This window comes from Pseudomonas sp. NLJ1, assembly GCF_049486705.1.
Classification (GTDB): domain Bacteria; phylum Pseudomonadota; class Gammaproteobacteria; order Pseudomonadales; family Pseudomonadaceae; genus Aquipseudomonas; species Aquipseudomonas inefficax.
In genome coordinates, this window is sequence record NZ_CP137735.1 from 606,826 (window position 1) to 625,621 (window position 18,796).

Consider the following 18,796-nt stretch of genomic DNA (forward strand, 5'->3'; position numbering starts at 1 on the left):
GACACCCTCAGGCTCTGTTTTGCTTGTGCCGGCCCTTTCGCGGCTAAAGCCGCTCCCACAGGGATCTGCACAATTTTCAGAATCTGCGCAGTACCTGTGGGAGCGGCTTTAGCCGCGAAGGGGCCGGTACAGGCTTACGCCGGTGCCGAAGTGCGGATCAGGTGGTCAAACGCCGCCAGCGATGCCTTGGCGCCCTCACCCACCGCAATCACGATCTGCTTGTACGGCACAGTCGTCACATCACCCGCCGCAAACACACCGGGGATGCTGGTCTGGCCCTTGGCATCGACGATGATCTCGCCACGCGGCGACAGCTCGACGGTGCCTTTCAGCCAGTCGGTGTTCGGCAGCAGGCCGATCTGTACGAAAATGCCTTCCAACGCCACTTCATGCTGCTGGTCGGTGGTGCGGTCCTTGTAACGCAGGCCGGTCACCTTTTCGCCATTGCCCAGCACTTCGGTAGTCAGCGCACTAGTGATCACCTTCACGTTCGGCAGGCTGTGCAATTTGCGCTGCAATACCGCATCGGCACGCAGCTGGCTGTCGAACTCGATCAGCGTCACCTGGGCGACGATACCAGCCAGGTCGATGGCCGCTTCCACACCCGAGTTGCCACCACCGATCACCGCCACGCGCTTGCCCTTGAACAGCGGGCCGTCGCAGTGCGGGCAGTAGGCCACGCCACGGGCGCGGTATTCCTGCTCGCCCGGCACGTTCATTTCCCGCCAGCGGGCACCGGTGGCCAGGATCACGGTCTTGGCCTTGAGCGAGGCGCCGCCGGCCAGGCGTACTTCATGCAGGCCGCCATCGGTGGCCGGGATCAGCGCCTCACCGCGCTGCAGGTTCATGATGTCCACGTCGTACTGCTTGACGTGTTCTTCCAGCGCCGTGGCCAGCTTCGGCCCTTCGGTTTCCTGTACCGAGATGAAGTTCTCGATGGCCAGTGTATCGAGCACCTGGCCGCCGAAACGCTCGGCCGCAATACCGGTGCGGATGCCTTTACGCGCGGCATAGATGGCTGCCGAAGCGCCGGCTGGACCACCACCGACCACCAGCACGTCGAAGGCGTCCTTGGCGTTGATCTTCTCGGCCTGGCGAGCACCGGCGTTGGTGTCGATCTTGCCGAGTATTTCTTCCAGGCCCATGCGGCCCTGGCCGAACACTTCACCGTTCAGGTAGATGCTTGGCACCGCCATGATCTTGCGCGATTCCACTTCCGCCTGGAACAGCGCGCCGTCGATGGCCACGTGACGCACGTTGGGGTTGAGCACCGCCATCAGGTTCAGCGCCTGGACCACATCCGGGCAGTTCTGGCATGACAGCGAGAAGTAGGTTTCGAAGGTGAATTCACCTTCCAGCGCCTGGATCTGCTCGATCACTTCGGCACTGGCCTTGGACGGGTGGCCACCGACTTGCAGCAGTGCCAGCACCAGCGAAGTGAATTCGTGGCCCATGGGGATGCCGGCGAAGCGCAGGCTTATGTCGGCTCCCGGGCGGTTCAGCGAGAACGATGGACGACGGGCGTCGGTACCGTCCGCGCTGAAGGTAATGAGGCTCGACAGGCTGGCAATTTCCACCAGCAGGTCGTGCAATTCGCGGGACTTCGCGCCGTCGTCGAGGGAAGCAACGATCTCGATCGGCTGGGTGACCCGCTCCAGGTAGGTTTTCAGTTGCGATTTAAGCGTGGCGTCCAACATACGGGCGATTCCTTTTTCAAAACTCGGATACAAAAACGCCCAGGCGAGGTCGCCCGGGCGTTTGACGGGGCGGCAAGTACTTCAGCTTTGGCGGCTGCTTACCGCCCGCGACTGGCACATGGACTCAGATCTTGCCGACCAGGTCCAGCGATGGCGCCAGGGTGGCTTCGCCTTCTTTCCACTTGGCCGGGCAAACTTCGCCTGGGTGAGCGGCAACGTACTGGGCAGCTTTAACCTTGCGCAGCAGTTCGGCAGCATCGCGGCCTACACCACCGTCGTTCAGTTCGACGATCTTGATCTGGCCTTCCGGGTTGATCACGAAGGTACCGCGATCGGCCAGGCCGGCTTCTTCGATCAGCACGTCGAAGTTGCGCGAGATGACGTGGGTCGGGTCACCGATCAGTGGGTACTGGATCTTGCCGATGGTGTCCGAAGTGTCGTGCCAGGCTTTGTGGGTGAAGTGGGTGTCGGTGGACACGCCATAGATTTCCACGCCCAGCTTCTGGAACTCGGCGTAGTTGTCGGCAAGGTCACCCAGCTCGGTCGGGCAGACGAAGGTGAAGTCGGCCGGGTAGAAGAACACGACAGACCACTTGCCTTTCAGGTCGGCTTCGCTGACCTGGACGAACTCGCCCTTGTGGTAGGCGGTGGCGTTGAACGGTTTGACCTGGCTGTTGATGATAGGCATGAGAGACGCTCCTTCATGGGGTTGGAATCAGTTGATGGAGAGAATCCTAACCGCTGGTCCCGATAAAGGCTCATTGGCAAAGCTCATGCTTATGATTGGTTTTGGCTATAACCGAGGTTTATTAATAGAAGGGAATGGGCTGAGCAAAGGATTGCGGGGGTACGTGCTCGTGCAGGACCAGCTTTTTGTGGGAGCGGCCTTGTGTCGCGAAAGGGCCGCGAAGCGGCCCCAGCAATCTGTGCATCATCGCCGTGATCTTGGGGCCGCTTCGCGGCCCTTTCGCGACATAAGGCCGCTCCCACAGGGACCGTGCTCAGCGGGTGGCTGTGCGCATGGTCACGAACTCTTCGGCTGCTGTCGGGTGCACGCCAATGGTTTCGTCGAACTGCTGCTTGGTCGCACCGGCCTTCAGGGCAATGCCCAGGCCCTGAATGATCTCGCCGGCGTCAGGGCCAACCATGTGGCAGCCCAGTACCTTGTCGGTCTCGGCATCGACCACCAGCTTCATCAGAGTCTTTTCCTGAATATCGGTCAGCGTCAGTTTCATCGCACGGAAGCGGCTCTCGAATACCTGCACCTTGTGCCCGGCCTCCAGTGCCTGCTCCTCGGTCAGGCCCACGGTGCCAATGGGCGGCTGGCTGAACACTGCGGTCGGGATGTTCTGATAGTCCACCGGCCGGTATTGCTCGGGCTTGAACAGGCGCCGGGCCACGGCCATGCCCTCGGCCAAAGCCACCGGAGTCAGTTGCACGCGGCCAATCACATCGCCAATGGCCAGGATCGACGGCGCGGTGGTCTGGTACTGCTGGTCAACACGAATGTAACCACGGGCGTCCAGCTCGACGCCGGTGTTTTCCAGGCCCAGGTTGTCCAGCATCGGGCGCCGGCCGGTGGCATAGAACACGCAATCGGTGACCAACTCGCGGCCATCCCCGAGGGTGGCCTTGAGGCTACCGTCCTCGAGCTTGTCGATGCGCTGGATGTCGGCGTTGAACTGCAGGTCGAGGCCGCGCTTTTCCAGTTCTTCCTTCAAGTGCGTGCGCACCGAACCGTCGAAGCCACGCAGGAACAGGTCGCCACGGTACAGCAGCGTGGTAGCGGCCCCCAGGCCCTGGAAGATGCCAGCGAACTCGACAGCGATGTAGCCACCGCCCACCACCAGCACCCGGCGTGGCAGGTCCTTGAGGTAGAAGGCTTCGTTGGAGGTGATGGCCAGTTCCTTGCCCGGAATGTCCGGCACCTGTGGCCAGCCACCGGTGGCGATGAGGATGTGCTCGGCAGTGTAGCGCTGGCCTTCCACTTCCACTTCATTGGCACCGGTCAGGCGCGCATGCCCCTGCAGCAGGGTGACCCCGCTGTTGAGTAGCAGGTTGCGGTAGATGCCGTTGAGGCGCTCGATTTCCCGGTTTTTGTTGGCAATCAGGGTGCCCCAGTCGAAATGCCCTTCTTCAAGTGTCCAGCCGAAGCCTGCGGCCTGCTCCAGTTCGTCAGCGACGTGTGCGCCGTACACCAGCAGCTTTTTCGGCACGCAGCCGACGTTGACGCAGGTACCGCCCAGGTAGCGGCTCTCGGCCACTGCCACCTTTGCGCCGAAGCCGGCGGCAAACCGCGCCGCGCGCACACCGCCGGACCCGGCACCAATCACGAACAGATCAAAATCGTAGGCCATGTATTCACTCTCCTAGGCAGGCGCCCAGCATAACGCCGTTGGCCGCCGCAAACAAAAAAGCCACCCCGAAGGGTGGCTTTCAGACCAGCAGGGCTTATCAGTAAGCCTTGCCAGTCTTGTAGTAGTTCTCGAAGCAGAAGTTGGTCGCGTCGATGTAGCCTTCCGCGCCACCACAGTCGAAACGCTTGCCCTTGAACTTGTAGGCAATCACGCAGCCGTTCTGCGCCTGTTGCATCAGGGCGTCGGTGATCTGGATCTCGCCACCTTTGCCCGGCTCGGTGTTGGCGATGATGTCGAAGATATCCGGGGTCAGGATGTAGCGACCGATGATCGCCAGGTTCGACGGGGCATCTTCCGGCTTCGGCTTCTCGACCATGTTGGTGACGCGGAAAATGTCGTCACGGATCATGTCGCCGGCGATCACACCGTACTTGTTGGTTTCCTGCGGATCGACTTCCTGGATGGCGACGATCGAGCAACGGAACTGGTTGTACAGCTTGACCATCTGGGTCAGTACGCCGTCACCTTCCGGGTTCACGCACAGATCGTCCGCCAGCACCACGGCGAACGGCTCGTCACCGATCAGCGGGCGGCCGGTCAGGATGGCGTGGCCCAGGCCTTTCATTTCGGTCTGGCGGGTGTAGGAGAACGAGCATTCGTCGAGCAGGCGACGGATACCAACCAGGTATTTTTCCTTGTCGGTGCCCTTGATCTGGTTTTCCAGCTCGTAGCTGATGTCGAAGTGGTCTTCCAGAGCACGCTTGCCGCGCCCGGTGACGATGGAGATCTCGCTCAGACCGGCATCCAGTGCCTCCTCGACGCCATACTGGATCAGTGGCTTGTTGACCACCGGCAGCATTTCCTTGGGCATGGCTTTGGTAGCGGGCAGGAAGCGGGTGCCGTAACCGGCTGCCGGGAACAAGCATTTCTTGATCATATACGTCCTTACAAAAGGCTAGGCCTGTGGAATTCGGCGCAGTCTAATCAGGCGGCAGTCACCTTACAATGCCCTACCTGTGGCCGATCGATGGGAAGATAGAGATAACCCAGTGTAGATAGTTCCGATGGATCGTAAATATTGCTGTCATCAATGACCGTTGGATGACAGCAGATCGGGGTTGCCTTTACCGGCCTCTTCGCGGGTAAACCCGCTTCCACAGGTACTGCACAGCATTCAGAGCCTGTGGCGATCCTTGTGGGAGCGGGTTTACCCGCGAAGAGGCCGGTACAGGCAATACATCAGCTACCAGTCCCCTGCCCGATCAACACCCCATCGACCTTCTGCCCATACAGGTTCACCCCGTCGTTGGCATGGAACTTCGCCCGCGTCTTCTCGATGGAGCCTTCCACCAACCGCGGATCCTGCGGCCGTTCATGGCGGTTGACCCAGGCCGCCACATCCCAGGCCTGCTGATCACTCAGGCTGCCAGGCTTGCCCAGCGGCATGTTGTACTTGATGAACGACGCCGCAGTGTTGATGCGGTGCATGCCGGCGCCCCAGTTGTAGGAGTCTTTGCCCCACAACGGCGGCATCACATACTCGCCCGCCACCTTCTGCCCCTCGCCGTTGTCGCCGTGGCAGATCGCACACTGCTCGCGATAAACCTGCTGACCACGCTTGAAGTCGTACCCGCCCTTGGGTTGCGGCACCTCCGGGTACCCGCGCCCGGCAATTTCCACACCGGTCGGCGCCTTGGTGGAAAGCCAGTACGAATACACTGCCAACGCCGTCATCTGCGGGCTGTCTGCAGCCGGTGGCTTGCCGTTCATGCTGAACTGGAAGCAGCCCTGGATACGCTCGGCGTATGTGTTGACCTTGTCGTTTTTCTTGCGGTACGCGGGGTACATCGGGTACGCCCCCCACATCGGCGCGGAATGCGCCAGCCGCCCCTGGTCAAGGTGGCAGTTGCTGCAGTTCATGCCATTACCCACGGCCTCGGGCATCAACCTGCGGGTGTCGACGAACAAGGCGTGCCCCTCGCGCACCATCTTGCCAAAGGCATTGTCAGGCAACTCGCTTTCCGCTGGCGGCACGAACTGCGGTGCAGCCTGCACGCCAGGCACTTTCAACTGTGACTGGTCTTCCATGGCGATCTGGGCGGCCTGGGCGCTGCCCATGGCCAGCAGCAGCAGGGCTGGAATCATCGGTTTCATGGCTTGACCTCCTGGCTGGCTGGGCGGGCGAAGAACTCGGCGACGGCCTTGATCTCGTCATCGGTCATGGCCTTGGCCACACCGACCATCAGTTGGTTGGGGTCATTGCTGCGGGTGCCGTCACGCCAGGCATTGAGCTGCGCCACCAGGTAACTGGCGGGCTGACCTGCCAAGGGCGGGAAGTGTTCGCCAACCCCGCCGCCGCCCGGGCCATGGCATTGCACGCAACCAGGAATCTGCCGGCTCCAGTCGCCGTACAGGGCCATGCGGGTGGTGGGGTCATCGGCGATCTGCTGGCGACGCAGGTCGCCTGCTGGGTCTGCCGGCAGGCTGGCCAAATAGGTGCTGACCGCCTTGATCTCATCCTCGGTCAGGGCCTTGGCAAGTGGCTCCATTACCGGCTGCTTGCGGCTGCCGCTGCGCCAGTCATGCAATTGCTTGCTGAGGTAAGCGGCCGGCAGCCCGGCCAGGCGCGGGAAGCCGGCAGCGGCAATGCCCTTGCCGTCCGGCCCATGGCAACCCAGGCAAGCCATGGCGGCGGGGTTGGCCCCGCCCTGGGTGAAGACTTTCTGGCCATCGGCGGCATGCGCCGCGGGCCAGGCCAGGATCAGCAGGCTGCCGATCACGACGCGACTCAACGGTGTCATCACGAATCTCCTTTTCTATTGTTATATGCTTAGGCTTAAAACATATAAGCAAAAGGAGCGCGATCAGTTGCCCTGGATCAACTCCCGGAGATGCATTGGGTGGCGGCGGTGCGCACATCGCCCAGGCGCAGCGGGAAGTTGTTCAACCGCTCGTGCAGCTTGATACTGCTGCCGCTGCCACGCTTGTCGATATCCACCAGCGCCGCGGGGCCCGCGCCCGAGCTGATCTTCTGCGGCACGATCAGCCGCAGGCCATCGCCACGCTGCTCTTCCACCAGCGGGTCGCGGCTATCGGCCAGCTTCTGCTTGACGCAATCGGCATACGCGCGCGGAGACTTGCCGGAGATCACATCCAGCGTTTCACGCGACTGTTCCAGTTCCGTAACACTCACACAGCCACCCAGCGTCACCGCCAACGCCGCCACCATCCATTTCATTTACAGCACCTCTGCCTTCAAGAATCCGCTTCGACCACAGCCAGGCCATTTTGCTCCCTGCTTTGGCAGTTTTATCTACGCCTGGCGGAACAGCGCGGCAGTGTAACCCGACATCGTGGTATCTTTCGCCTTTGCAGAACCAATCCTTGCGGAGCATCACATGAAATTCGTACACCAGCGCGAGCACTTGAACGAGGACGACATCGTCGTCATCGAGTGTTCCCAGCGCTGCAATATCCGCCTGATGAACGACGCCAACTTCCGCAGCTTCAAGAACGGCGGCCGTCACACCTACCACGGTGGCCATTTCGAAAAGTTCCCGGCGAAAATTACCGTGCCCAGCACCGGTTTCTGGAACATCACCATCGATACCGTGACAACCCGCCCGATCTCGGTCACCCGCAAGCCAACCTTGACCCACAAGATCAAGATCATCCGTCGTTCATCGTCGAAACTCAGATAAGGCCACCATGACCCAGACCACCAAGTACGTCATCAAGTACAAGCTCGACGGCCAGCGCCGCTGGGACTTCGCGCTGATGCCCGACGCCTCCCGCGAACAAGCCCTGGAAGCCCTGCGCAAGATTCATGGCGAAGATGCCGAGAAGATCAGCGACATCCAGGTCAGCAAGGCCTTGTAAACACCCGCCCCGCCCTACAGTTCGCCCGCGCAAGGAGAATCGCATGAGCAACTGGCCCGATAGCCGCATCCTCGACCTGCTGGGCATCGAGTTGCCCATTCTGCAGGCCCCCATGGCCGGTGCCACGGGCTCGGGCATGGCCATTGCCGTAGGCCAGGCGGGCGGCCTGGGCGCCCTGCCCTGCGCCATGCTCACGGGCGACCAGGTGCGCGCCGAGATCACCGCCTTCCGCGCCGGCTGCCCGGGCCGCCCGTTGAACCTGAATTTCTTCTGCCATCAGCCACCTGCGTCCGATACCGAGCGCGATTTACGCTGGAAGCAGGCACTCGAGCCCTATTACAACGAAGTAGGTGCCGACTTCGCGGCGCCCATGCCGGTGTCCAACCGCGCGCCTTTCGACGAACAGAGCTGCCAGCTGGTCGAGCAACTGCGCCCGGAGGTAGTGAGCTTCCACTTCGGCCTGCCCCAGGCCGACCTGCTGCAACGGGTAAAGGCCAGCGGTGCCAAGGTACTGTCCAGCGCCACCACCGTGGAGGAAGCCGTATGGCTGGAGCACCGCGGCTGTGATGCGATCATTGCTATGGGCTATGAGGCGGGCGGACATCGCGGCATGTTCCTCAGCGACGATATCACCAGCCAGATCGGCACCTTCGCCCTGGTGCCGCAGGTGGTTGATGCGGTCAGCGTGCCGGTGATTGCCGCCGGCGGCATTGCTGACCACCGCGGCCTGTTGGCGGCACTGGCCCTGGGTGCTTCGGCCGTGCAGATCGGAACGGCTTACCTGTTCTGCCCCGAAGCCAAGGTCTCGCCGGCACATCGCCAGGCCCTGGACAGCGCACCCGCCAGCGACACGGCGCTGACCAACCTGTTCACCGGCCGACCGGCGCGTGGCATCAACAACCGCATCATGCGCGAACTGGGGCCGATGAGCGACCTGGCGCCGCGCTTCCCACTGGCCGGCGGGGCGTTGATGCCTTTGCGGGCGATTACCGATCCGCAGGGCAATAGCGACTTCAGCAACCTGTGGTCGGGGCAGGCGCTGCGGCTGGGCAGGCATATGCCGGCGGGTGAGTTGACCCGGGAGATTGCCGAAAAGGCGCTGGCGATGATTGGCCGACAGGCATCTGCATAAGCAGGCTAGGCCCCTTCGCGGGTGAACCCGCTCCCACACATTCGAATAGTGTGCCGGCCCTGTGGGAGCGGGTTTACCCGCGAAAAGGCCTGGCCTGCTTGCGCATTACCTTGCCTCTTCCCGGCCCAAGGCCTATCGCTATATAGTTAAGGATATAACGATAACCTCCCAGGAGTTGTGTTGATGTGTACCCGCCCTTCCTATGTAGCCGCGGCCACCCTGGCCACCCTGCTCGCCTTCAACACTGCCTGGGCCGATGAAGTCCAGGTCGCGGTCGCTGCGAACTTCACAGCCCCGATCCAGGCCATTGCCAAGGACTTCGAAAAGGACACCGGCCATAAACTGGTCGCCGCCTATGGCGCCACCGGCCAGTTCTACGCACAAATCAAGAACGGCGCGCCGTACGAGGTATTCCTCGCTGCCGACGACAGCACCCCTGCCAAGCTCGAGCAGGAAAAAGCCATTGCCCCGGGCTCGCGCTTCACCTACGCCATCGGTACCTTGGCCCTGTGGTCGGCCAAGCCCGGCTATGTCGACGCCAACGGCGAAGTACTGAAAAAGAACCAGTTCAAGCACCTGTCCATCGCCAACCCGAAAACCGCACCTTACGGCCTGGCCGCCACCCAGGTGCTGGACAAGCTGAAGCTGACCGAAGCCACCACGCCCAAGCTGGTCGAAGGGCAGAACATCACCCAGGCGTTCCAGTTCGTCTCCACCGGCAACGCCGAGCTGGGCTTTGTCGCCCTGTCGCAAATCTACAAGGACGGCAAGGTCGAAAGCGGCTCGGCCTGGATCGTTCCCTCGTCCCTGCATGAGCCCATCCGCCAGGACGCGGTAATCCTCGAAAAAGGCAAGGACAACCCCGCTGCCAAAGCTCTGGTCGACTATCTGAAAGGCCCGAAAGCCGCGGCAGTGATCAAATCCTACGGTTATGAAATCTGATGCCACTGGACGCCAGTGACCTGGGTGCCATCTGGCTGACCGTGAAACTGGCCAGCCTGACCACCCTGATCCTGCTGATCGTCGGCACGCCCATCGCCTGGTGGCTGGCGCGCACGCGCTCGTGGCTGCGCGGGCCGGTAGGCGCGGTAGTGGCCCTGCCGCTGGTGCTGCCTCCCACGGTGATCGGTTTCTACCTGCTGATCGCCCTCGGCCCGCATGGCTGGCTGGGCCAGGCGACCCAGGCGCTGGGCCTGGGCAGCGTGGTGTTCAGCTTCACCGGCCTGGTGATCGGCTCGGTGATCTACTCCATGCCGTTCGTTGTCCAGCCACTGCAGAATGCCTTCGGCGCCATTGGCCAGCGCCCGCTGGAAGTAGCCGCCACGCTGCGCGCCGGCCCTTGGGACACCTTCGTCCACGTAGTGCTGCCGCTGGCCCGCCCAGGCTTCATCACCGCCAGCATCCTCGGTTTCGCCCACACCGTGGGCGAATTCGGCGTGGTGTTGATGATTGGCGGCAACATCCCCGACAAGACACGCGTGGTCTCGGTGCAGATCTTCGACCATGTCGAGGCCATGGCCTATTCGCAAGCACACTGGCTGGCCGGTGCCATGCTGGTGTTCTCGTTCCTGGTGCTGCTCCTGCTATACGCTGGACGCCGCGGCAAAGCCGGTTGGAGCTGAAATGAGCGCATCGATTGTGGCGCGTCTGAAAATGGCGCGCGACGACTTCACCCTGGACGTCGACCTGCACCTGCCCGGGCGCGGCATCAGCGCGCTGTTCGGCCACTCGGGTTCTGGCAAGACCAGCTGCCTGCGTTGCCTGGCCGGGCTGGAACGGGCCGCCAGCGCCTACATCGAAGTCAACGGCGAAGTCTGGGAGGACAGCGCCCGCGGCGTCTTCCAGGCACCGCACCTGCGCCCGGTGGGCTACGTGTTCCAGGAGGCCAGCCTGTTCCCGCACCTGTCGGTACGCGGCAACCTGGAATTCGGCTGGCGGCGGGTGGCCGCTGCCGAGCGCAAGGTCAGCCTCCACCAGGCCTGCCAGCTGCTGGGTATCGGCCATTTGCTGGCACGCCGCCCGGCAACCTTGTCCGGTGGCGAGGCGCAGCGGGTAGGCATTGCCCGCGCCCTGCTCAGCAGCCCGCGCCTGCTGTTGATGGACGAGCCGCTGGCTGCACTCGACGGGCCGCGCAAGCGCGAGATACTGCCCTACCTGGAGCGCCTGCACGATGAACTGGAAATCCCGCTGGTGTATGTCAGCCATGCTCAGGAAGAAGTGGCGCGGCTGGCCGACCACCTGGTGTTGCTGGAGCAAGGCCGGGCAGTGGCCAGCGGCCCGATCGGCGAAACCCTGGCCCGCCTCGACCTGCCGCTGGCCCAGGGCGAGGATGCCGGGGTGGTATTCGAGGGCCTGGTGGTGGGGCACGACCCGCACTACGACCTGCTCGACCTGCGCCTGCCCGGTAACGACGGGCCACTGTTGCGTATCGCCCACCCTGCCCAGGTGATTGGCAGCACCTTGCGGGTCAAGGTGCAGGCCCGTGACGTCAGCCTGGCCCTTGCAGCCGACAGTACTTCGAGCATCCTCAACCGCGTGCCGGTACGCGTGCGCGAAAGCCGCCCGGCAGCCAACCCGGCTCATGTGCTGGTCAGCCTGGACGCCGGCGGTAACGCCTTGCTCGCGCGCATCACCCGCTTTTCGGCAGACCAGCTCGGCCTGCACGCAGGCCAGGTGCTGTTTGCCCAGATCAAGTCGGTAGCGCTGCTGGGCTGAGCATCGGCCCCGTCGCTGGTGTCCATTGATCAGTGACCTGATCGAGGCCTGCCAGCCATGCTTGAATGCCCCCTGCCGCCCACCCTGCACTATGTCGACGACAGCCAGCCGGGCCTGACCCGGCGCCGCTGGAGGGGCCGTTTCATCTACCTGGATGCCGACGGCCAACGGGTGCGCGACAGCGATACCCTCGCCCGCATCGCTGCACTGGTAATCCCCCCGGCCTATACCGAGGTGTGGATCTGCGCCGACCCGCAAGGCCACCTGCAAGCGACAGGTCGCGATGCCCGCGGCCGCAAGCAATACCGCTACCATGCGCAGTGGCGAGAAGTACGCGACCAGCACAAGTACGGGCGCATGCTGGCGTTTGCCCAGGCCCTGCCGAAACTGCGCGCGCAACTGCACGCCCACCTTGCCCGGCCCGGCCTGGACCGGGAAAAGGTGATGGCGCTGGTGATCAGCCTGCTGGATCACACCCTGATCCGCATCGGCAACCAGCGCTACCTGCGTGACAACCAGTCCTATGGACTGACCACCCTGCGCAATCGCCATGTGGAGGTGAAGGGCAGCAGCATCCGCTTCCAGTTCCGCGGCAAGCGCGGCGTCGAGCACAACGTCAGCCTCAACGACAGGCGCCTGGCCAACCTGCTCAAGCGCTGCATGGAGCTGCCCGGGCAAGCGCTGTTCCAGTACCTGGACGACAACGGCCAGCGCCACAGCGTCGGCTCCAGCGAGGTCAACCAGTTTCTGCAGCAGCTGACCGGCGCCGACTTTACCGCCAAGGACTACCGCACCTGGGCCGGCAGCAGTCTGGCCCTGGACCTGCTCAGGCCCTTGGCCTGGGAGCCCGAGAGCGAAGCCAAACGCCAGGTCGCCGCGATCGTACGCCAGGTAGCATCACGCCTGGGCAATACACCGGCGGTGTGCAGGCGTTGCTACATCCACCCGGCTGTACTTGAACACTATGCCCTGGGGCGGTTGGCCAACTTGCCGAAGAACCGTGTACGCAAAGGCCTGGACCGTGAAGAAGTAGCCTTGCTGCTATTTCTTCAGGCACTCGAGGAACAGGATGACCATTAACCCGGTCTATTCAACCCATCATGCGAAGAAATTTCCCATTGACCGCCAAGCACCCTATTCTTGCCACCGAGCACCTTGGCCGACAACCCGCTGGCGGTTTGCTTCGGCACCTGCGACTGAAGACACGCAACAGAATTTGTCTGTCGGGGAATTACTATCCGCCGAAAGCGTCTTTAATGAGAAGGAAGAGGGACAAGCTCCCGCCGCCGTGGCAACTAGCTCGACGGACTTTTATATCACCAAGGAGAACTACATGCTGATACTCACCCGCAAGGTTGGCGAAAGCATCGTCATCAACGATGACATCAAAGTCACCATTCTGGGCGTCAAAGGGATGCAGGTGAGGATCGGTATCGATGCACCGAAAGACGTCCAAGTCCATCGCGAAGAGATCTTCAAGCGCATCCAGGCCGGCAGCCCGGCCCCGGAAAAGCACGACGACTCGCACTGAGCGACCTGCTTCACGTTGCCTCAAGCCGCACGGACGCGCTTGATCGCCCCGCGCCTCAGGTGCCCAGCAGTTCGCGCACCTTGGCGATCATACAGTCCATGTCGAACGGTTTGTCGAACACCGCGGCGAACAGTTCCGGGCATCCTTGGTTGGCCTGCGCGCCACTCATGAGGATGACCGGCAACTCGCTCAACTCCGGGTCTTCACGCATCGAGCGCACCAGCTCCTCGCCGTTGAGCAGCGGCATCATGTAGTCGGTGATCACCAGCTGAACGCGCTTTTCCTTCAGCGCCTCGAGCGCCTTGCAACCGTTGCTCGCCTTTTCCACCAGGAAGCCTTCGTCCTCCAGGGCGAAACCGAGGATGTCGGCAATCAGGTACTCGTCATCGACGATCAGGATGGTGTTCATCGTCCGCCCCGTCACCCGCTCCCCTGCGGCACCGGCGTTCCCGAGAGCACACCACAGGCGCCTTCGAACGCTTTGCGCAGGGTAATGCCCTGCGGCCTGATCAACAGCTCGTGCAAGGCAGGGTCATGGTGGCTGTCACGCACTTTGAGGATCGACAGCATACGTCGCAGCTGCGAGTCCAGCTCGACGAAGCGCATCAGCATCAGGTTGTCGACGATACTCGACAGGTCCGGGGCCGGGGCGCTGATTTCCGCGCCGAAGATGTCGCGCATTTCCCAGGTCAGCATCACGCTGACATTGCGCGCGCGCAGCTCACCGACCAGGGCGCGAAAAAACGCATTGAGCCGCGCCGGGTCGCTGGCCAGGCGGCTGAACGCCCCCAGGCTGTCGATCAGCACACGTTTGCTGCCTTGCGCCTCGACCCGCTCGAGCAGGCGTGCACCGACCTGGTCCAGCAACCCCTCGGTGGTCGGCTGCCAGCACAGCTGCAGGCTGCCGCCCTGCTCCAGGGCGGCAAAATCGTAACCCAGCGACGCGGCCTTGATACGCAGGCGCTCCGGCGTTTCGTAGAAGCCGAAATGCAGCCCCGGCGCCTGCGGGCTGCTGGCACCGAGGAAGGCAAGGCCCAATGACGTCTTGCCAATACCCGAAGGCCCGATCAGCAAGCTGACCGAGCCCGTGGCCAGCCCGCCACCTAGCATTTCATCCAGGGTTGCCACCCCGCTGCCGATGCGCTCCAGGGTGGCGTTGCCCGCCTGGCTGGGGTGGCTGAACAGCGACTCCAGGCGCGGGTATACATGCATGCCGCCTTCATCGATGAGGCACTCGTGGCGCCCCGACAATGCCGCACTGCCACGCGTCTTGCGCAGCTGGACATGGCGCACGGCACGGCTGCCGTACAGTTGCTCGCCCAGCTCGATCACGCCGTCGACCATGGTGTGCTCCGGGCTGCCTTCTTCCAGCCGGGCGCTGGTCAGCAGCAGTAAGGTGCAACCGGCAAAGGCCGCATGACCCTGTAGTTCGGAGACGAATTTCTTGGTGTCCAGCGCGGTTTCCGCACGCACCCGGGCATTGAGCACGCCATCGACGATCAGCAGGCTGGCCTGCTGGCGGGCGATTTCCTGGCGCAGCAGCCGCACCACAGCGTCCAGGCCTTCCTGCTCCAAGGTGTCGAAGGCACTGACGAACTGGATCGTGTCGCCGACCAACGCCGGGTCGAAGAACTCCAGGGTCGCCAGGTACTGGAACAGCCGCTCGTGCGACTCACTCAGCAAGGTAGCCACCAGCACCCTGCCCCCACTGCGCACATGCGCACAGGCCAGCTGATTGGCGAGGATGGTTTTGCCGGCCCCCGGCGGGCCCTGAATGATGTAGGACGCGCCAGCCACCAGGCCACCCTGGAGCAATGCATCGAGCCCGTCAATACCGGTAACCAGCCGCCTGAGTGCCTGTGCCATGATGTTCTACCTGTGGAGTTGGCTATCGGTCTGGCCCTGATAGATTGGCAAGTAAAGCTGCATGCAAGTTCCCCGGCCGGGCTCACTGTCGACGCGAATGGCACCACCGCTCTGCCTGGCAAAACCATAGACCTGGCTAAGGCCCAGGCCAGTACCCTTGCCAAAGGGCTTGGTAGTGAAAAACGGTTCGAAAATACGCGGCAGTACCGCTGGCGCGATGCCCTCGCCGCTGTCTTCCACCTCGAAACGCACAAACCCGCCGTGCAGGCCTTCAAACTTGCCGGTCAGTTCGACCACATCGACGGTCAAGCCGATCCGGCCCTGCCCCGTGATGGCATCGCGGGCATTGAACAACAGATTGAGTAGCACCATCTGCAATTGCCCGGCATCCACCTCGATCAAGGGCAGGTCCGGTTGCAACAGCACCTTCAGCTCAATCGAATCAGGCAGCGCATGCTCCAGCAGACCACGGGTGGCGGCAACAAGGTTCGCCGGGGCGACGCAAGCCACATCAAGCTTGCGGTGGCGGGCAAAGCTGAGCAACTGCTGGGTCAGTTCGGTGCCACGCTGCCCGGCATCGAGAATGTGTTGCAGCATGCGCTTGGCGCGTGCCGGGTCCTGGGTGGACAGCGCCAGCCGCGCCGAGCTGATGATGATGGTCAACATGTTGTTGAAGTCATGTGCCAGGCCACCGGTCAACTGGCCGAGGGCCTCCAGCTTCTGTGCCTGGAACAGCTGGGCGCGCACCGCGTCCAGTTGCAGCGCCGACTCGCGACGGTCGGTGATATCCCGGGTCACCTTGGCCAGGCCGACGACCTGGCCCTGGTCATCGCGGATCACATCCAGGGCGGCCAGCGCCCAGAATTGCGTGCCATCCTTGCGTACGCGCCAGCCCTCATCCTGCGCCACACCCTGCTCCAGCGCCTGACGCAGCAAGCGTTCCGGGCGGCCCTCGGCGCAATCCTGGGGGGTGAAGAACAATGAGAAATGCTGGCCGATCACTTCATCGGCACGGTACCCCTTGATGCGTTGAGCGCCTGCGTTCCATGACACTACATTGCCGGACGGGTCGAGCATGTAGATCGCGTAATCCACCACCGACTGAACCAGCTGTTCATAGCGGTGGGCAGGCATGATGGGGTGGTCGAGGCAATCAGCTGAAACCATGCGAGCTCCACCGGCACAGCAGGAGAGAAAAGAGAGCGAAGTTCAACGCCCGGGCTCAACCAGCACCGGGCTGATGCGCCGTGGCATCGCCACTTTCAGCAACCATAAGCCGACCAGCAGGATAAACCCGCCACCGGCCAGGGCCATCAGCCGCTGCGGTTGAGGGTGTTCGGCATCGAACCCCAGCATCAGCAGGTAAGCGCCCAGGCTGATCAGGCTGAGGTAGAGAAACGCCCCCAGCACGACCACCAGCGCGAACAACAGTCGCCAGAACAGCCGCGGGCGCACGATGCGCTCGGAAGTACCGGACTGAGCCATCACTGCACACTCTTGGATCCAATAAAGGGGCAACAGTGGCGTAATGACAGCAAGGTGTCAATTGCCCGTTCGATCGACCCTTCATTCTGTTGATCATAGGCGCTGTGGTTGACTCAACTATAACAATGGGTTATAAAGCGCGCTTGATTGCGAAGCCCTTCTGCTTAGAAGCGAGCTGGTCGTTACGGCCCATTCAAGCGTGCGAGTGTGGTGGAATTGGTATACACAGCAGACTTAAAATCTGTCGGCGTGAGCCTTGCGGGTTCGAGTCCCGCCACTCGCACCAAATTTCTAGCGAAGGCGCCCGTGTGGCGCCTTTTTGCTGCTCGCCAGCAATCCTTTGTGCAGCTGCTACAGTGGTGCTTGTACCCGCCCACTGGAACGCCGCCATGCGCTACTCCCTGTTCGATGGTCAACGCGACATCATTATCCTGATTGCCCGTGTGCTGCTGATGATCCTGTTCGTCTTGTCCGGCTGGGGCAAGTTGACCGGGTTCGAAGGCACGGTCGGCTACATGACTTCACTCGGCGCCCCTGCCCCCATGCTGGCAGCGGCAGTTGCCGTGCTCATGGAGTTCGTCGTGGCCATCCTGCTGATCCTCGGTTTCTACACCCGGCCGCTGGCCTTCCTGTTTGCGCTGTTCGTGCTGGGCACGGCGCTGTTGGGCCACCCGTTCTGGAACATGGTCGACCCTGAGCGCAGCGCCAACATGACCCAGTTCCTGAAAAACCTCAGCATCATGGGCGGCCTGCTGATGCTGGCAGTGAGCGGCCCTGGGCGTTTCTCGGTAGACGGGCGCTGAGTCAGTCGTCTTCGCAGTCGTCGAACCAGGCTGGGTGATCGCGCTCCTCGTCATCGAGGTCATCCAGCGTTTCCTCGTCTTCCTCCACTTCGTCCTCGGCGCCTTGGGCATCCGCTTCAGGCTCGATATCGTCGTAGAGGAATTCATGATCAAGCAGGTGATCGTGCTCGGGTTCGTGCAGGTCGTCTTCGTCGTGCATGCTGGCTCCTGGGCGGGTGGCAGGCCTGTATAGGCTGATCGGCTGCGCAGGTCAATGCATTACCGCTTAATGCTCGGTTAACCCGCAAGGTCCAGTCTGCAGGCTCTCCCTTCAAACGTCGCTTGCCCGCCTCCCATGGCGGGCTTTTTTATCCCCTGGTTTTGCCCTTCGTCCAGCCTTGGCAAATCACAGTGAACCGCGCCCATGCTGGCCAGGCTCGCAAATGATGCAGGACCTGTCGTTTTTCAAGGAGAAAGCCCATGGCTGTATATATCGACAACCTCATCATCACCACTCCCGTGCCGAAGTCCGCGACCAACCCGGTAGCCCTGGAATTGACCGGCGCCCAGGCGCTGGCGACCCTGCCTGAAGTCATCGCCCGGCTGAGCGACGGCTCCATCCGTATGACCGCCCCCACCAAGGGCGCCTCCAGCAAAAGCACCCACCGCACCCGCTGCGAGTGGAAGGAGCCCGCGTACTGGGCGCTGAACAGCGCCGCCAGGCATCGCAATCATCAGACCATGACACTGCAGAAAGTGAACCTTGCGCAAAAGGTGGTCATTGCCCAGATGCACGTAAAAGACGACGACAACCCGCCCATCAAGGTGTTCTGGAACAAGGGCAAGATCACCGTGGGCTTTCGCACCGAATTCAACCAGACGGCCACGAGCAGCAGCACGGTGCTGGCCGACGTACCGCTCGGCGCCCGTTTCGATGTCAGCATCGATGTGACAAACAACGGCGCCTGCACGGTCAGCGCAAGCTGCAACGGCCGTATTGGCAGCACATCGCCCCAGCAACTGGGGGCGACCTGGGCGACGCGCACGCTCAAATTCCATGGGGGGTATACAACCAGGTGGACTACACCGACACCACGCCTGCCGAGGACGGTTCGGTATGCGCCATCAGCCAACTGGAACTGAGCCATGCATGACAAGCTCATGACCTGACCTTCACGAAATACTGACATCCGGGTGGGCACACTGGCCCTGCTCCGTATGTTCTTGCAGCCCGCCGCATTATTGCCGCGGGCTTTTCTTTTTGTGGCGAGCCTAACGCAGAACCCCGTAGGAGCGGCCTTGTGTCGCGATGGGCTGCAAAGCAGCCCCAACAAAGTTATGCGCCCCGCTGA

Annotated in this window: 21 protein-coding genes, 1 tRNA gene and 1 pseudogene; 11 read left to right on the top strand and 12 right to left on the bottom strand. The window is 62.5% G+C overall.

Going from position 1 to position 18,796, the window contains the following annotated elements:
* Window positions 1–134 precede the first annotated feature (134 nt).
* The 7 genes from ahpF to R9B85_RS02790 form a co-directional block, all read right to left on the bottom strand.
* Window positions 135–1,697: an alkyl hydroperoxide reductase subunit F gene (gene ahpF, locus R9B85_RS02760; RefSeq protein ID WP_112252769.1), complete on the bottom strand. Its 1,563-nt coding sequence runs from the start codon at window positions 1,695–1,697 to the stop codon at window positions 135–137.
* Window positions 1,698–1,821: 124 nt separating this feature from the next.
* Window positions 1,822–2,385, bottom strand: a complete 564-nt coding sequence (gene ahpC / locus R9B85_RS02765; protein ID WP_004375926.1) for an alkyl hydroperoxide reductase subunit C — start codon at window positions 2,383–2,385, stop codon at window positions 1,822–1,824.
* Window positions 2,386–2,698: 313 nt separating this feature from the next.
* Window positions 2,699–4,054, bottom strand: a complete 1,356-nt coding sequence (gene gorA, locus R9B85_RS02770) for a glutathione-disulfide reductase (protein WP_112252771.1) — start codon at window positions 4,052–4,054, stop codon at window positions 2,699–2,701.
* A gap of 97 nt (window positions 4,055–4,151) precedes the next feature.
* Window positions 4,152–4,991: a UTP--glucose-1-phosphate uridylyltransferase GalU gene (galU, locus tag R9B85_RS02775; protein WP_085590936.1), complete on the bottom strand. Its 840-nt coding sequence runs from the start codon at window positions 4,989–4,991 to the stop codon at window positions 4,152–4,154.
* 302 nt (window positions 4,992–5,293) lie between these two features.
* Window positions 5,294–6,208, bottom strand: coding sequence for a c-type cytochrome (locus R9B85_RS02780; protein ID WP_112252772.1), 915 nt, complete (start codon window positions 6,206–6,208; stop codon window positions 5,294–5,296).
* Window positions 6,205–6,855, bottom strand: coding sequence for a c-type cytochrome (locus R9B85_RS02785; protein WP_112252773.1), 651 nt, complete (start codon window positions 6,853–6,855; stop codon window positions 6,205–6,207). The genes R9B85_RS02780 and R9B85_RS02785 overlap by 4 nt, the downstream gene beginning before the upstream one ends.
* A gap of 77 nt (window positions 6,856–6,932) precedes the next feature.
* Complete coding sequence (locus tag R9B85_RS02790) at window positions 6,933–7,292, bottom strand: hypothetical protein (protein ID WP_112252774.1); 360 nt, start codon at window positions 7,290–7,292, stop codon at window positions 6,933–6,935.
* Window positions 7,293–7,452: 160 nt separating this feature from the next.
* Here R9B85_RS02790 and R9B85_RS02795 point away from each other — a divergent pair, with 160 nt between their 5' ends.
* The 8 genes from R9B85_RS02795 to csrA all read left to right on the top strand — a co-directional run bounded on the left by R9B85_RS02795 (window position 7,453) and on the right by csrA (window position 13,311).
* A complete protein-coding gene (locus R9B85_RS02795) occupies window positions 7,453–7,755 on the top strand; it encodes a DUF1883 domain-containing protein (RefSeq protein ID WP_003250918.1) in 303 nt (100 codons plus the stop codon).
* 7 nt (window positions 7,756–7,762) lie between these two features.
* Window positions 7,763–7,933, top strand: coding sequence for a hypothetical protein (locus tag R9B85_RS02800; RefSeq protein WP_181457351.1), 171 nt, complete (start codon window positions 7,763–7,765; stop codon window positions 7,931–7,933).
* A 43-nt stretch (window positions 7,934–7,976) separates the two neighbouring features.
* Window positions 7,977–9,065 (top strand): NAD(P)H-dependent flavin oxidoreductase, encoded by a 1,089-nt coding sequence (locus R9B85_RS02805; protein ID WP_423770804.1) that lies wholly within the window; start codon window positions 7,977–7,979, stop codon window positions 9,063–9,065.
* 183 nt (window positions 9,066–9,248) lie between these two features.
* The gene (modA, locus tag R9B85_RS02810; protein WP_112252776.1) at window positions 9,249–10,007 is read left to right on the top strand and encodes a molybdate ABC transporter substrate-binding protein; all 759 of its coding nucleotides are present in this window, start codon (window positions 9,249–9,251) and stop codon (window positions 10,005–10,007) included.
* Window positions 10,007–10,687, top strand: coding sequence for a molybdate ABC transporter permease subunit (modB, locus tag R9B85_RS02815; protein WP_112252777.1), 681 nt, complete (start codon window positions 10,007–10,009; stop codon window positions 10,685–10,687). The genes modA and modB overlap by 1 nt, the downstream gene beginning before the upstream one ends.
* A gap of 1 nt (window position 10,688) precedes the next feature.
* Window positions 10,689–11,780 carry a molybdenum ABC transporter ATP-binding protein gene (modC, locus tag R9B85_RS02820; protein ID WP_423770805.1) on the top strand — a complete coding sequence of 364 codons (1,092 nt, stop codon included), beginning with the start codon at window positions 10,689–10,691 and terminating at the stop codon, window positions 11,778–11,780.
* Window positions 11,781–11,837: 57 nt separating this feature from the next.
* Window positions 11,838–12,860, top strand: a complete 1,023-nt coding sequence (locus R9B85_RS02825; RefSeq protein WP_215520643.1) for a DNA topoisomerase IB — start codon at window positions 11,838–11,840, stop codon at window positions 12,858–12,860.
* A 253-nt stretch (window positions 12,861–13,113) separates the two neighbouring features.
* On the top strand, window positions 13,114–13,311 hold the full coding sequence (csrA, locus tag R9B85_RS02830; RefSeq protein ID WP_004375914.1) for a carbon storage regulator CsrA: 198 nt from the start codon (window positions 13,114–13,116) through the stop codon (window positions 13,309–13,311).
* Between the two features lie 55 nt (window positions 13,312–13,366).
* Here the strand turns inward: csrA and R9B85_RS02835 are convergent, their stop codons facing one another.
* From R9B85_RS02835 to R9B85_RS02850, 4 genes are read right to left on the bottom strand one after another with little or no spacing between them, the layout of a single operon-like run.
* Entirely contained in the window at window positions 13,367–13,720 is a 354-nt protein-coding gene (locus R9B85_RS02835) for a response regulator (RefSeq protein ID WP_112253236.1), read from the bottom strand.
* Window positions 13,721–13,731: 11 nt separating this feature from the next.
* Window positions 13,732–15,177, bottom strand: coding sequence for an ATPase domain-containing protein (locus R9B85_RS02840; protein ID WP_423770806.1), 1,446 nt, complete (start codon window positions 15,175–15,177; stop codon window positions 13,732–13,734).
* Window positions 15,178–15,183: 6 nt separating this feature from the next.
* Complete coding sequence (locus R9B85_RS02845) at window positions 15,184–16,344, bottom strand: two-component system sensor histidine kinase NtrB (protein ID WP_423770807.1); 1,161 nt, start codon at window positions 16,342–16,344, stop codon at window positions 15,184–15,186.
* Between the two features lie 42 nt (window positions 16,345–16,386).
* A complete protein-coding gene (locus R9B85_RS02850; protein WP_423770808.1) occupies window positions 16,387–16,662 on the bottom strand; it encodes a hypothetical protein in 276 nt (91 codons plus the stop codon).
* Between the two features lie 201 nt (window positions 16,663–16,863).
* On the opposite strand from R9B85_RS02850, the gene R9B85_RS02855 reads away from it, so the two are divergent.
* Window positions 16,864–16,948 (top strand) — tRNA-Leu (locus R9B85_RS02855).
* 103 nt (window positions 16,949–17,051) lie between these two features.
* Window positions 17,052–17,465: a DoxX family protein gene (locus tag R9B85_RS02860; RefSeq protein ID WP_423770809.1), complete on the top strand. Its 414-nt coding sequence runs from the start codon at window positions 17,052–17,054 to the stop codon at window positions 17,463–17,465.
* Window position 17,466: 1 nt separating this feature from the next.
* On the opposite strand, the gene R9B85_RS02865 is transcribed toward R9B85_RS02860, so the two are convergent.
* The gene (locus tag R9B85_RS02865) at window positions 17,467–17,664 is read right to left on the bottom strand and encodes a hypothetical protein (RefSeq protein WP_025339680.1); all 198 of its coding nucleotides are present in this window, start codon (window positions 17,662–17,664) and stop codon (window positions 17,467–17,469) included.
* Window positions 17,665–17,924: 260 nt separating this feature from the next.
* Between R9B85_RS02865 and R9B85_RS02870 the strand changes: the two are divergent.
* Window positions 17,925–18,598 (top strand): annotated as a pseudogene (locus R9B85_RS02870) (polysaccharide lyase family 7 protein).
* Window positions 18,599–18,796 lie beyond the last annotated feature (198 nt).

Excerpts from the sequence above, each read along its gene's own strand:
- ahpF (WP_112252769.1), bottom strand. The coding sequence starts at position 1,697 with ATGTTGGACGCCACGCTTAAATCGCAACTGAAAACCTACCTGGAGCGG.
- ahpC (WP_004375926.1), bottom strand. The coding sequence starts at position 2,385 with ATGCCTATCATCAACAGCCAGGTCAAACCGTTCAACGCCACCGCCTAC.
- gorA (WP_112252771.1), bottom strand. The coding sequence starts at position 4,054 with ATGGCCTACGATTTTGATCTGTTCGTGATTGGTGCCGGGTCCGGCGGT.
- galU (WP_085590936.1), bottom strand. The coding sequence starts at position 4,991 with ATGATCAAGAAATGCTTGTTCCCGGCAGCCGGTTACGGCACCCGCTTC.
- R9B85_RS02780 (WP_112252772.1), bottom strand. The coding sequence starts at position 6,208 with ATGAAACCGATGATTCCAGCCCTGCTGCTGCTGGCCATGGGCAGCGCC.
- R9B85_RS02785 (WP_112252773.1), bottom strand. The coding sequence starts at position 6,855 with ATGACACCGTTGAGTCGCGTCGTGATCGGCAGCCTGCTGATCCTGGCC.
- R9B85_RS02790 (WP_112252774.1), bottom strand. The coding sequence starts at position 7,292 with ATGAAATGGATGGTGGCGGCGTTGGCGGTGACGCTGGGTGGCTGTGTG.
- R9B85_RS02795 (WP_003250918.1), top strand. The coding sequence starts at position 7,453 with ATGAAATTCGTACACCAGCGCGAGCACTTGAACGAGGACGACATCGTC.
- R9B85_RS02800 (WP_181457351.1), top strand. The coding sequence starts at position 7,763 with ATGACCCAGACCACCAAGTACGTCATCAAGTACAAGCTCGACGGCCAG.
- R9B85_RS02805 (WP_423770804.1), top strand. The coding sequence starts at position 7,977 with ATGAGCAACTGGCCCGATAGCCGCATCCTCGACCTGCTGGGCATCGAG.
- modA (WP_112252776.1), top strand. The coding sequence starts at position 9,249 with ATGTGTACCCGCCCTTCCTATGTAGCCGCGGCCACCCTGGCCACCCTG.
- modB (WP_112252777.1), top strand. The coding sequence starts at position 10,007 with ATGCCACTGGACGCCAGTGACCTGGGTGCCATCTGGCTGACCGTGAAA.
- modC (WP_423770805.1), top strand. The coding sequence starts at position 10,689 with ATGAGCGCATCGATTGTGGCGCGTCTGAAAATGGCGCGCGACGACTTC.
- R9B85_RS02825 (WP_215520643.1), top strand. The coding sequence starts at position 11,838 with ATGCTTGAATGCCCCCTGCCGCCCACCCTGCACTATGTCGACGACAGC.
- csrA (WP_004375914.1), top strand. The coding sequence starts at position 13,114 with ATGCTGATACTCACCCGCAAGGTTGGCGAAAGCATCGTCATCAACGAT.
- R9B85_RS02835 (WP_112253236.1), bottom strand. The coding sequence starts at position 13,720 with ATGAACACCATCCTGATCGTCGATGACGAGTACCTGATTGCCGACATC.
- R9B85_RS02840 (WP_423770806.1), bottom strand. The coding sequence starts at position 15,177 with ATGGCACAGGCACTCAGGCGGCTGGTTACCGGTATTGACGGGCTCGAT.
- R9B85_RS02845 (WP_423770807.1), bottom strand. The coding sequence starts at position 16,344 with ATGGTTTCAGCTGATTGCCTCGACCACCCCATCATGCCTGCCCACCGC.
- R9B85_RS02850 (WP_423770808.1), bottom strand. The coding sequence starts at position 16,662 with ATGGCTCAGTCCGGTACTTCCGAGCGCATCGTGCGCCCGCGGCTGTTC.
- R9B85_RS02860 (WP_423770809.1), top strand. The coding sequence starts at position 17,052 with ATGCGCTACTCCCTGTTCGATGGTCAACGCGACATCATTATCCTGATT.
- R9B85_RS02865 (WP_025339680.1), bottom strand. The coding sequence starts at position 17,664 with ATGCACGACGAAGACGACCTGCACGAACCCGAGCACGATCACCTGCTT.